Origin of the sequence: Xanthomonas arboricola pv. juglandis, from assembly GCF_905367715.1 — a bacterium.
Lineage (GTDB): Bacteria > Pseudomonadota > Gammaproteobacteria > Xanthomonadales > Xanthomonadaceae > Xanthomonas > Xanthomonas arboricola.
On sequence record NZ_HG999362.1, the window covers coordinates 3,101,608 to 3,113,845 of the forward strand.

The window sequence follows — 12,238 nt, forward strand, 5'->3', positions numbered from 1 at the left end:
ATCAAACTGTGGCGGAGGTCATCGCCGATGCTGCGAGCGCAGCCGCTGGCTGCGCTGTCGCGGCTGCGAACGGATTACTTCAGCTTGATCTCACGCAGACGTTCTTCCAGAAAACCGTGCGCGGTAATCGGCTCGGGGTAGCGGCTCGGATTGTCGGCGGTGATGCACGAAGGCAGCACGTCGATCAGGAAATCCGGATTGGGGTGCAGGAAGAACGGCACCGAATAGCGCGGCTTGCGCGCCTGTTCGCCCGGCGGATTGACCACGCGATGGATGGTGGACGGATACACGTGGTTGGTCAGGCGCTGCAGCATGTCGCCGATGTTGACCACGATGGTGTCGGCGTCGGCAGTGAACGGCACCCACTCGCCATCGTTGGAGCGCACTTCCAGCCCGGCCGCGCTGGCGCCGACCAGCAGGGTGATGAAATTGATGTCGCCGTGCGCACCGGCGCGCACATTGGGGATGTCGTCACTGGTGATCGGCGGATAGTGGATCGGCCGCAGGATCGAGTTGCCGTTGTTGGTCTTGTCGACAAAATAGTCCTGCGGCAGGCCGATATGCAGCGCCAGTGCCGACAGCACACGCGAGCCCAGGTGGTCCAGCTGCTGGTACAGGCGATAGCCACGCTCACGGAAGCCGGGGACTTCTTCGGGCCACAGGTTCGGCGCCATCACCGCGCGGTACGGCGAATCGTCCGCGATCTCGCGACCGATGTGCCAGAACTCCTTCAGATCGAAATGCTTGGAATCCTTGGCGGTCTCCACGCCGAACGCGGTGTAGCCGCGCGCACCGCCGCTGCCTTCCACGTGATAGCGACGTTTGACCTCTTCGGGCAGGGCGAAGAACGCCTTGAACACGTCATACGCCGCGTCGATGTCAGCCTGCGCGATGCCGTGGTTGCGGATGCCGGCAAAGCCCCACTGCCGATAGGCCGCGCCGAGCTCGGCGACGAAGGTGTCGCGGTCGCTGTCGAAACGGGTGATGTCCAGGGTCGGGATGCGGGCGCTCATACGGATATCTGCAGTTGAAGTCGGGAAGTCGAAAGGAAGGCCTGCCGCTCAGGACAGCAGGCGATACAACAGGTAGAACGTCGCGGCCTTGGCAAAGACCACGCACACACCAATGATCAGCGACTCACGCCGCGTCACGCACGGCTCCGGAAAGACGGTCGAGCGTGTCCTGCATCAGGCCGGCGTCGTCGGCTTCCACGGTCACGCGCACCACCGGCTCGGTGCCGGACGGACGCAGGAACGCGCGCCCACGGCCCTGCACGGCGGCCTGCGCCTGCTGCAGCGCCTGCTGCACGCCGGCCGCCTCCACGATCGCCTTGGCCGCCCCGCCCCCTAGCCGCACATTGACGGTCTTCTGCGGCACCTTGCTCAGGCTGCTCAGGGCCTCGCGCAGGCTCTGCCCGTCGCGCCCCAGCGCCTCGAGCACCTGCAGCGCACTGACGATGCCGTCGCCGGTGGTGGCGCGATCCAGGCACAGCAGGTGGCCGGAGGTTTCGCCGCCCAGCGTGCCGCCGCCCTCGACCAGGGCCTGATGCACGTAGCGGTCGCCGACCTTGGCGCGCTGGAACGGGATGTTCAATGCGGCCAGCGCCTGTTCCAGACCGTAGTTGGTCATCAAGGTGCCGACCACGGTGCCGGTGAGCCGGCCGCTGGCCTGCCAGGAGCGCGCGAGCACGTAGAGCAGATCGTCGCCATCGACCGGGTTGCCCTGATCGTCGGCCATCAGCACGCGATCGCCATCACCATCGAAGGCGATGCCGAGCTGCGCACCGCTCTCGCGCACCTTGGCGGCGAGGTTGTCGATATGGGTAGAGCCGACACCGGCATTGATATTGAGCCCGTCCGGTGCGGCACCGATGACGACCACGTCCGCACCCAGCTCGCGGAACAGCATCGGCGCGATGTGATAGGTCGCGCCATGCGCGCAATCCAGCACCATCTTCAGGCCGTGCAGAGTGAATCCGCGCGCCACGCTGGCCTTGCAGAACTCGATGTAACGGCCGATCGCATCACGGGTGCGGATCGCCTTGCCCAGGCGCTCCGATTCCACGGTGTGGAACGGCTCGTCCAGCGCGGCCTCGATCGCCGCTTCGGTGGCGTCGTCGAGCTTCTCGCCTTCGGCAGAAAAGAACTTGATGCCGTTGTCGTAGTGCGGGTTGTGCGAGGCACTGATCACCACGCCGGCATCGGCACGCAGGGTGTTGGTCAGGAAGGCGATGGCCGGGGTCGGCATCGGGCCGATTAGTTGCACGTCGGCGCCGGCGGCAACCAGGCCGGCTTCCAACGCGGCTTCGAACATGTAGCCGGAAATCCGGGTGTCCTTGCCGATCAGCACCAGCGGGCGCTTGCTGCGGCCCTGGGTCAGCACCCGACCGAGCGCGTTGCCCAGCCGCAGCACGAAATCGGCCGAGATCACGCCCTGCCCGACCCGACCGCGGATGCCGTCGGTTCCAAAATACTTGCGACTGCTCATGCGTTGCGGTGTTCCTGCCTACGGGTGGACGCACGCGCAGCGGCGCGTGCGACGGTGTCGCGCATGCGCGCAACCACTGGCCTCATGCGGCCGCGTCCTGCGGATGCGGCTGGCGCATCATCATTGCGGTCAGATCGGCGATGCGGTCGCGCAGGTCGCGGCGGTCGCAGATCTGGTCGATGGCACCGTGGTCGAGCAGGAACTCCGAACGCTGGAAGCCTTCCGGCAGGGTCTCGCGCACGGTCTGCTCGATCACGCGCGGGCCGGCGAAGCCGATCAGGGCATGCGGCTCGGCGATATTGATATCGCCCAGCATCGCGAACGAGGCCGACACGCCACCGGTGGTGGGATGGGTCAGCACCGAGATGTACGGCAGGCCGGCTTCGCGCAGGCGACCGAGCGCGGCGGAGGTCTTGGCCATCTGCATCAGCGAGAACAAGCCCTCCTGCATGCGCGCCCCGCCGCTGGCGGAAAAGCACACGAACGGGCAGCCGACTTCCAGCGCCACTTCGGCCGCGCGTGCGAAGCGCTCGCCGACCACCGAGCCCATCGAACCGCCCATGAAGGCGAAGTCGAAGGCGGCGGCGACCAGCGGATTGCCCTTGAGCGTGCCGCGCATGGCGATCAGTGCGTCGTACTCGCCGCTGCTCTTCTGGCTGGCCTTGATGCGCTCGCCGTAGCGCTTCTGGTCCTTGAACTTCAGCACGTCGACCGGGCCCAGCTGGGCGGCGATCTCGGTGGTCGCGGTGTCGGGATCGAACAGCGAGTTCAGACGCGCGCGCGCGCGGATCGCCATATGGTGGTCGCACTTGGGACACACCTCGAGGTTCTCCTCGAGCTCGGGGCCGTACAGCGCGCTACCGCAGTTGCTGCACTTCTCCCACAGGCCCTCGGGGACGCTGCGCTTCTTGGCCGGGGTGTTCTCGGTGCGGATGCCGGAGGGCATCAATTTGCTGAGCCAGCTCATGCGTGTATGACAATCCATGCAGGGCGGCCATGCGGGCCGCAGAGGGGTGACAGTCTAACGCGCCGCGGGAAAGCCGAGGTAGCGCGGAGGCTAAATGCAGGGCCGGCGGGCCCGGCCCGTGCCTGCCGCGCGGGCGCTTAAAGGCCTGCGCACCAGTGGCGCGCAGGCCGCGCCGTCTCCCCCTGCAGGAGAACGCGGCGTTGGTTTCAGGCCTGGTCGAGCGCCTGGCGCAGTGGGGCCAGGAAGGCTTCGGCGCGTTCGCGGGCGCTGCGGACGTCGGTGGCTTCGGCCAGCGCGGCGACCAGGGCGCTACCAACCACCACACCTTCGGCGTCGACGGCCATCGCGGCGGCGCTGGCGGCGTCCTTGATGCCGAAGCCGGCCACCACCGGAGCGCCGGCACGCCGACGCAGCTGGCGCAGGCGGTCGCTGGCGGCATGGGTGTCGAGCAGATTCGAGGCGCCGGTGACGCCGGCGAAGCTGACGTAGTACAGATAGCCCTGGGCGCTGCTGCACAACATGTCCAGACGCTGCTCGCTGGTGGTCGGCGAGGCCAGCGCGATCAGGGCCAGGCCGACCTCGGTGAAGATGGTGCGGGTCTCGGCCGCTTCTTCGGGCGGCAGATCGACCAGGAGCAGGCCATCCACACCGGCAGCGACGGCGGCTTCGGCGAAGCGCCGGGTGCCGTGGATCTCGATCGGGTTGAGGTAACCCATCAACACCACCGGTGTGGTGGCGTCTTCGCGGCGGAATTCCTGCACCGCCTCCAGCACATAGGCCAGGCCGGCACCACGGCCCAGCGCGCGCTCGGAGCTGCGCTGGATGGTGGGGCCGTCGGCCATCGGGTCGGAAAACGGCACGCCCAGTTCGATGACGTCGGCACCGGCACGCACCAGCGCGTGCATGACCGGCACGGTGGCTTCCAGCGACGGGTCGCCGGCGGTGATGAAGGGGATGAGCGCCTTGCGGCCATCGGCGCGCAGGCGCTGGAAGGTTTCGTCGATACGACGCATTGAAAGACCTTGCAAAAGTTTAGAAGCGGTGCGACCGCTTCAATGGATGTCCTGGTACATGGCAGGCGGCAGTTCGGCCAATGCCTGGGCCTCGACCTCGAGGTCGAAACTGTCCAGGCAGCAGCCGCAGCCGCTGTTCTCCGAGCAGCTGCGGATCTGCGGCGCCCAGTGGTCGAGCCAGGCGAACAGCAGCTCCTGCTCGCCCGGTTGGTCGGCCAGCGCGGTCACCGTGACGCGCCGCAGTGGCATCAGACCTGCACGCCTTCGCGCGCAGCGATGGTGTGCACGTCCTTGTCGCCGCGGCCGGACAGGTTGCACAGGATCAATGCGTCCTTGGGCATCTCGCGCGCGAGCTTGATCGACTGCGCCACCGCGTGGCTGGATTCGAGCGCGGCCAGGATGCCTTCGGTATGCGCCAGCAGATGGAAGGCGGCCATCGCTTCGTCGTCGGTGATGCCCTGATAGACCGCGCGGCCGCTGTCGGACAGGAACGAATGCTCCGGGCCCACGCCCGGGTAATCCAGCCCGGCGGAGATCGAATGGGTTTCGGTGATCTGGCCGTCGTCGTCGCAGATCACATAGGTGCGGTTGCCATGCAGCACACCGGGGCGCCCGGCCGCGATCGACGCCGCATGACGGCCGCTGGCGATGCCGTCGCCGGCCGCTTCGGCGCCGTAGATCTTGACGCCCGGGTCGTTGAGGAAGGCATGGAACAGGCCGATCGCATTGCTGCCGCCGCCGACGCAGGCGCTGATCGCATCCGGCAAGCGGCCGAAGTCTTCCAGCATCTGCACGCGCGCTTCGCGGCCGACAATCGCATTGAAGTCACGCACCATGCGCGGATACGGATCCGGGCCGGCCACGGTGCCGATGATGTAGAAGGTGTCCTGCACGTTGGTGACCCAGTCGCGCATCGCCTCGTTGAGCGCATCCTTGAGCGTGGCCGAGCCGGAGGTCACCGGGATCACCGTGGCACCCAGCAATTTCATGCGGTAGACGTTGATCTTCTGCCGCTCGATGTCGGTGGCACCCATGTAGACCACGCACTCCAGGCCGAGCCGCGCGGCGACCGTGGCGCTGGCCACGCCATGCTGGCCGGCGCCGGTCTCGGCGATGATGCGGGTCTTGCCCATGCGGCTGGCCAGCAGGGCCTGGCCGATGGTGTTGTTGATCTTGTGCGCGCCGGTGTGGTTCAGGTCCTCGCGCTTGAGCAGGATCTGCGCGCCGCCCACTTCGCGGCTCAGGCGCTCGGCGTGGTAAATCGGGCTGGGCCGGCCGACGTAATGCTTGAGGTCCTTGTCGTACTCGGCAATGAAGGCCGGATCCTGGCGCGCCTGGTCGTAGGCGGCAGCCAGTTCCTGCAACGGGCCGATCAAGGTCTCGGCGACGAACCGGCCACCGAACTTGCCGAAGTGGCCGGCAGCGTCCGGATAGGCGTGAAAGTCACTGATGGGCTGGGCCGACATGGGAATCCTCTGCAGCGATGCGGTCATACAAGAAGCATTACTGTAGCGCAGCCACGGCGCGCGATAAATCGATAAGATTGCCGCAACCTGTGACCTGGACTCACATATGAGCATCCTGCTTCCACCGCTGGCAGCGCTACGCGCGTTCGAATCCGCCGCGCGTCTGCAGAGCGTCAGCCGGGCCGCGCAGGAGTTGCACGTGACCCATGGCGCCATCAGCCGGCACGTGCGCTCGCTGGAACAGGCCCTGGGCGCGGCGCTGTTCACCCGCCAGGGCCGTGGCCTGGTGCTGACGCCTGCCGGCGCCCGGCTGCGTGATGCGACCGGTGAGGGCTTTGCGCTGATCGGCGACACCTGGGCGGCATTGCGGCGCCCCACTAGCGAGGCGCCGCTGGTACTGGGCTGCTCGGGCAGCCTGCTCGCGCGCTGGGTCATCCCGCGGCTGGGCCGGCTGCAGCGGGATCTGCCGCAGGTGCGCCTGCACCTGTCGGCCAACGAGCAGGCGCCCGGCCCGGATCTGGACGGGCTAGATGCGGCACTGCTGCTGGACACCCCGCCCTGGCCGGGCGACTGGCAGGTGCACGAGCTGGGGGTGGAGTGGATCGGTCCGGTGCTGAGTCCGCAGCTCGCATCGGCGACACAGCTCGCTGGCAGAGCGCCTGCCGCCCTGCTCGATCACGCCTTGCTGCACACCCGCTCGCGCCCGCAGGCCTGGCCGGAATGGGCACAAAGCCACGGCGTGGCAGCCGAAGCGCTGCGCTTCGGCACCGAATTCGAACATCTGGTCTACCTGCTGGAAGCCGCCGCCGCCGGCCTGGGCGTGGCGATCGCACCGCAACCGCTGGTTGCCGCGGACCTGGCCGCCGGACGCCTGCTGGCGCCCTGGGGCTTCACGCCAACCCGCGGCCGCTGGGTGCTGTGCGCCGCAAGGCGCAACCCGGACCCGCGCATCGACCAGCTCGCCGGCTGGTTGCGTAGCGCACTTTCAGAAGATCAGCAGCGCACCACGGATGCCGCAAGCGTCTGATTGGAACGCTCAGTGATCGGAGAGACTACGACTAAGCAATCATCGGAGGACACGAAAAATCTAGGGCAATCAAAACGACGAAGCAGACTGCCTACTCCGATTCCCCAATCCCGATTCCCGATTCCCCAACTCACCCCATCTCGTGACAATCGGCCCGGCGCACTTCTTCGACGAACTTGCGCATCATGTGGCCGTCCTTGATTCCGGGCGCCAGCTCCACGCCGCTGGACACATCCACGCCCCACGGCAGCGTTGCCACGATCGCATCGAATACGTTGTCGGCGGTGATGCCGCCGGCCAGCAGAAACGGGCGATGCAGGCCGGTCGGCAGGCGCGACCAATCGAAGGTCTTGCCGGTACCGCCGCCTGCGCCGGGCGCATGGCTGTCGAACAGGAAACCGGCGGTATTGGGGAAGGCGAGCTGCAAGGTTCGCGCGTTGGCGTCCTCGCCATTCATCCCGCCGCTGCCCATCGGCACCGCCTTCAGATACGGCAGGTTGAAGCTGCGGCAGAACGCGTCGTCTTCCTCGCCATGGAACTGCAGCAAGGTCGGACGTACGGTGCGCACCACCTCGCGCACTTCTTCCTTGGAGTTGTTGCGGAACAGCGCCACCACATCGACCATCGGCGCAGTGGCCTGGCGCATCGCGCGGGCTTCGGCCGGCGCCACGCGGCGCGGGCTGCCATGCGCAAAGATGAAACCTACCGCGTCCACACCCAGCTCGCCGGCCAGTCGAATATCACCGGCGCGGGTCATGCCACAGAACTTGATACGGGTGCGGTACAACGATCGATTCATTGGGTTACCTCAGCGGGCAGATGCCACTCTGCGGGATACAGCGGCCCGACGAAGACCAGGCCTTGTGGCGGCGCTGTCGGCCCGGCCACCGTGCGGTCGCGGCCGGCCAGCAACGTCGCGATCCAGTCGCCCGGTTGTTCCCCGGTTCCGATCAGGATCAGCGAGCCAACAATATTCCGCACCATGTGATGAAGGAATGCATTGGCCTGGACCTGCACCTCCACCACCTCGCCGATGCGTTGCACGCTGATGGCCTGCAGGTTGCGGCGTGCATGCAGAGCCTGGCACTGCACGCTGCGAAATGCGCTGAAGTCGTTCTCGCCCAGCAAGGCCTGCGCGGCTGCGTGCATGGCATCGGCATCCAGCGGGCGCCGTTCCCAGCTCAAGGTCTGGCGATACAGCGCCGGGCGTATCTGCCGATTCAGCAGGCGATACCGGTAGCGGCGTGCGCGTGCGGAAAACCGCGCATGGAAGTCGGCGGCGGCCGGCACGCACCAGCGCACCGCGATCGAGGGCGGCAGGCGCGCGGTGGTGCCCAGCATCCAGCCACGCGGCGCGCGGCGCGCATCGCTGTCGAAATGCACCACCTGGCATTCGCCGTGCACGCCGGCATCGGTGCGGCCTGCGCACACCACCTGCACCGGGGCATCGGCCACCGAGGACAGCGCCGCCTGCAGGCTGGCCTGTACGCTCGGCCCGCCATGTTCCCCCAACTGCTGCCAGCCCTGAAACTCGCTGCCGTCGTACTCCACGCCCAGCGCGTAACGCATCGGAACCTGCCTGTTATCGAATCGATGGAGCGCGCGGACTAGCCGACCGCGCGCTCGGACCACACTGCCAGCGTGTTACCGCCCGGCTCGCGGAAATGAAAGCGGCTGCCGCCGGGAAAGCCGAACACCGGCTTGACGATCTCGCCACCGGCGGCAAGGATCTGCTCGGCCATGGGCTCCAGCGCGTCGGCATACAGCACGACCAATGGGCCAGCGTCTGCCGGCGCTGCGGCGGTGACGCGATAGAAACCGCCGTCCAGACGACCGTCGTTGAAGGCCAGATAATCCGGGCCATAGGCCTGAAACTGCCAGCCGAACACGGCTTCGAAAAAGGCGCGACTGGCCTCCAGATCGAGCGAGGCGAATTCCACGTAATCGATGCGGCGCTCGCGTGCGGCGGCCATGCTGTCCAGCGCCGGGCTCATGCCAGGCGTTCCAGCAGTTCGGCGGCCTCGGCGCGGCTGGCCTCGTCGCCGGTTGCCGCGACTTCCAGCAACAGGCCGCGCGCGGTGTCCCTGTCGCCAAGGTCCATGTAGGCCACGGCCAGCTCCAGACGATCGCGCCCTGCCGAGACGAATTCCCTGCTGTTCACCGCGCTGGACGCAGCGGCCGGCGCGATGGGGGCCGGATCGACATCCAGGCGGTCCTGCGTGGCGACCGACGCGGACGGCATGCCCAGCGCCAGATCATTGCTGGCATGCGCAACGTCACCGTACGGCAGCTGGCCGTCTTCCGGTTGCGCGTGCGCGGAGCTTGGCGGCTCCGGCACCGCGTCCTCGGGCGCGACGAACGCAGGCTGCTCTACCGGCGGCGCTGGCGGCGTTGCGCGCAGCGAGCGCCAGTCCTCGCTGGCGACCACCGGCGGCGCGGCGGCAGGCTCGGACAACAGCGGCTCGCGGCGCAGCACATCGGACAGCGGTTGCTGCGTCTGCTGGGCGCGTTCTTCTTCGCGCAGATCGGCCTGCTCGAATTCGGGGTCGTGCAGCACATCGTGCTCGCTGGGCACGGTGGCCTGCGCATCGTCCTGCGGCTCGGCGGCGTCTGCCGCGGCACCGACCGGCACGAAATCGAACTGACGCCGCGGCAACGGCGGCAGCGGCGAGGGTTTGCGCCGGCGCGCCGCCAGCCAGGCGACGACCGCCGCGACGATCAATACCAGGCCACCGATCAGCCACAGCGGGAACCCGCTGCCCTGCTGTGCCGCAGCGGGCGTCTCCGACAGCCGCTTCTGCGCGGCCGCCAAGTCGGTGTCCTTCATGGCGATCAAGGCTTGCTGTTGCTGCTTGAGCTTTTCCAGATCGGCCACGCGGGTGCGCAGATCCTGCAATTCCGCATCGCGGGTGGCGATGTCTTCCCTGGCCTGTTGCAACTGTTGGTTGGCCGCCATGTCGCCCTCGCCTTCGGCACTGGTGCCGGACGTGGCGCCGGCGGTATTGGTCTGACTCGCCACAGCAGGGGCGATCTCGAGCCGCGCGCCGGCACCTGCCGAGGCCGCCGCTGCGGCAGGCGCGGGTGTTGCAGCGGCAGCGCCGGCCTCGGCCGGCTGCGGAACCGCCGAGCGCGCCTGACGCCACTGCGCGGCCTGCTCGCGCACCATCACCGCCGCTTCGGCGGCGCCGACCTGCGCCAGCGCATCCTCCTGCGGGGTGCGCAGCACTGCGCCCTGCTTCAATCGGTTGATGTTGCCGCCGATGAAGGCGTCCGGGTTGGTACGCAGCAGCGCCAGCATGGTCTGGTCGAGCGAATGCCCGCTGGAACGGGCCACCGCGGCAGCGATCTCCGACAAGGTCTGGCCCGAGCGCACCGCCGGCAACGCATCGCCGGCCGGCACCGGCGCGGCAGCACGCGTGCTGGAACGTGCGCCGGGCGCCGCCGCGTCGGCGGCCTGCCCGGCGCGTTCGGCAGCGGCTGCGGGCGCGGCGGCCGGTGCGCGTGCGATGGCGTTGCTGGCCCCGGCGCGCGGCGCCTCAATGCCTGGCTCGGCGATCGCCGCGGCGGTGTTGGGCGCATCGACCAATGCGGAATACTCGCGCACCAGCCGGCCCTGGCCCCACTCCACCTCGATCAGGAAGTTGATCGCCGGCTGCTCCACTGCCTGGCTGCTGGTCACACGGATCACCGCACGCCCGCGCGCGTCCTGCGCGAACTGGAATTGCAGGTTGCTGACCAGGCCCTGCGGGCGCTCCAGGCCGACCCGTGCAAACGTGGTGGCCGATGCCAGCGCCACGCGTGCGTTGTCGAGTTCGCCCGGCTCGTTGGAGATGACCGGAATCTCGGCCACCAACGGCTGCCCGGGCCTGGACAGCACCCGGATATCGCCCAAGCCCAACGCCATGGCAGCGCCACTGCAGGCCATCAGCAGCAGCGCACCTATCCCTTGTATCGGACGCATCGCGCCCCCGCCCCTATGTTTCATGGGCATCAATATAGCCGCTGCATGAGCGAAAAAGTCGGCGACCCGACGCAGAGCGCAGATGCCGCCGCGATGCCGCGATGCGACATGCATGCTGCAGGCCATCGACAGTGCATGGGTAGGAGCGCACTTGTGCGCGATGAGGCTTCACTGGGAGAGCTTCATCGCGCGCCAGCGCGCTCCTACGGAACTACCGCGTCAGCCTTCCTGTGCGACCAGCTCGGCCAGCTGCACGGCATTGAGCGCGGCGCCCTTGCGGATGTTGTCCGAGACGATCCACAGATTCAGGCCGCGCGGATGCGACAGGTCCTCACGGATACGGCCGACGAACACCGCGTCCTTGCCGGAGGCATGCGTGACCGGCGTCGGGTAGCCGCCAGGCTTGCGCTCGTCCACCACTTCCACGCCGGGCGATGCGGCCAGCAGCGCGCGCGCGTCTTCGACGCTGATCTTGTCGCGGGTTTCGATCGCCACCGCTTCGGAGTGACCGTAGAACACCGGCACGCGCACCGCGGTGGGATTCACCTGGATGGAGTCGTCGCCGAGGATCTTGCGCGTCTCCCAGACCAGCTTCATCTCTTCCTTGGTGTAGCCGTTGTCCTGGAAGTCGTCGATGTGCGGAATCAGGTTGAAGGCGATCTGCACCGGGAAACGCTGCGGGTCGATCTGCTGGAAGCTCAGCAGCTCGCTGGTCTGCTTGCCCAGTTCTTCCATCGCCGAACGCCCGCCGCCGGAGACCGACTGGTAGGTCGCCACATTGATGCGCTCGATGCCGTACTTGCGGTGGATCGGGCCGAGCGCGACCAGCATCTGCATGGTCGAGCAATTGGGGTTGGCGACAATGCCGCGCGGGCGCTGCTTCAGCGCTTCGGGATTGACCTCCGACACCACCAGCGGCACGTCGTCGTCGTAGCGGAACGCGGAGGAATTATCGATCACCACCGCGCCGGCGGCGGCGAACTTGGGGCCGTACTCCTTGGACACGCTGCCGCCTGCGGAGAACAGCGCGATGTCCACGCCGGCGGGATTGAAGTCGGCCAGGTCCAGCACATCGACCTTGCCGCCACTGAACTCCACCCGCCCGCCGGCCGAGCGCGCCGAGGCCAGCGCGTACAGGGTGGCGACCGGGAAGTTGCGCTCGGCTAGGATGCTCAGCATGGTCTCGCCGACAGCGCCGGTGGCGCCCACGACCGCGACGTTAAAACGACGGTTTTCGTTGCTCATGAGATTGTCTTTATCGAATAAGGAAAGTGGGGAACGCGCTTGCGCAGTGGGTTCGGGGAACCTCCAAAGCTG

The 12,238-nt window shown here is 67.8% G+C and carries 12 protein-coding genes; 1 reads left to right on the top strand and 11 read right to left on the bottom strand.

Features of this window, described 5'->3' with window-relative positions:
- Positions 1-74: 74 nt before the first annotated feature.
- From KHN93_RS13550 to trpB, 6 genes are all read right to left on the bottom strand, one after another.
- Complete coding sequence (locus KHN93_RS13550; protein ID WP_104559451.1) at positions 75-1,013, bottom strand: isopenicillin N synthase family dioxygenase; 939 nt, start codon at positions 1,011-1,013, stop codon at positions 75-77.
- A 124-nt stretch (positions 1,014-1,137) separates the two neighbouring features.
- Positions 1,138-2,487, bottom strand: a complete 1,350-nt coding sequence (gene glmM, locus KHN93_RS13555) for a phosphoglucosamine mutase (protein WP_047128948.1) — start codon at positions 2,485-2,487, stop codon at positions 1,138-1,140.
- Between the two features lie 82 nt (positions 2,488-2,569).
- Positions 2,570-3,454, bottom strand: coding sequence for an acetyl-CoA carboxylase, carboxyltransferase subunit beta (accD, locus tag KHN93_RS13560; RefSeq protein ID WP_016902982.1), 885 nt, complete (start codon positions 3,452-3,454; stop codon positions 2,570-2,572).
- A gap of 206 nt (positions 3,455-3,660) precedes the next feature.
- Positions 3,661-4,467, bottom strand: coding sequence for a tryptophan synthase subunit alpha (gene trpA, locus KHN93_RS13565; RefSeq protein ID WP_039522200.1), 807 nt, complete (start codon positions 4,465-4,467; stop codon positions 3,661-3,663).
- Between the two features lie 39 nt (positions 4,468-4,506).
- The gene (locus KHN93_RS13570; RefSeq protein WP_104559450.1) at positions 4,507-4,716 is read right to left on the bottom strand and encodes a hypothetical protein; all 210 of its coding nucleotides are present in this window, start codon (positions 4,714-4,716) and stop codon (positions 4,507-4,509) included.
- On the bottom strand, positions 4,716-5,933 hold the full coding sequence (trpB, locus tag KHN93_RS13575; RefSeq protein WP_039522203.1) for a tryptophan synthase subunit beta: 1,218 nt from the start codon (positions 5,931-5,933) through the stop codon (positions 4,716-4,718). The genes KHN93_RS13570 and trpB overlap by 1 nt, the downstream gene beginning before the upstream one ends.
- A gap of 106 nt (positions 5,934-6,039) precedes the next feature.
- Between trpB and KHN93_RS13580 the strand changes: the two genes are divergently transcribed.
- The gene (locus KHN93_RS13580) at positions 6,040-6,960 is read left to right on the top strand and encodes a LysR family transcriptional regulator (protein ID WP_104559449.1); all 921 of its coding nucleotides are present in this window, start codon (positions 6,040-6,042) and stop codon (positions 6,958-6,960) included.
- Between the two features lie 130 nt (positions 6,961-7,090).
- Here KHN93_RS13580 and KHN93_RS13585 read toward each other — a convergent pair whose 3' ends face one another.
- From KHN93_RS13585 to KHN93_RS13605, 5 genes are all read right to left on the bottom strand, one after another.
- Positions 7,091-7,759, bottom strand: coding sequence for a phosphoribosylanthranilate isomerase (locus KHN93_RS13585; protein ID WP_016903693.1), 669 nt, complete (start codon positions 7,757-7,759; stop codon positions 7,091-7,093).
- Positions 7,756-8,529, bottom strand: a complete 774-nt coding sequence (gene truA / locus KHN93_RS13590; protein WP_046343355.1) for a tRNA pseudouridine(38-40) synthase TruA — start codon at positions 8,527-8,529, stop codon at positions 7,756-7,758. Before truA ends, KHN93_RS13585 begins: the two co-directional genes overlap by 4 nt.
- A 38-nt stretch (positions 8,530-8,567) precedes the next feature.
- A complete protein-coding gene (locus tag KHN93_RS13595) occupies positions 8,568-8,954 on the bottom strand; it encodes a VOC family protein (protein WP_039522207.1) in 387 nt (128 codons plus the stop codon).
- Entirely contained in the window at positions 8,951-10,921 is a 1,971-nt protein-coding gene (locus tag KHN93_RS13600; protein WP_211920390.1) for a motility hub landmark protein FimV, read from the bottom strand. Before KHN93_RS13600 ends, KHN93_RS13595 begins: the two co-directional genes overlap by 4 nt.
- Positions 10,922-11,140: 219 nt before the next feature.
- Positions 11,141-12,166 (bottom strand): aspartate-semialdehyde dehydrogenase, encoded by a 1,026-nt coding sequence (locus KHN93_RS13605; protein ID WP_211920392.1) that lies wholly within the window; start codon positions 12,164-12,166, stop codon positions 11,141-11,143.
- Positions 12,167-12,238: the final 72 nt, after the last annotated feature.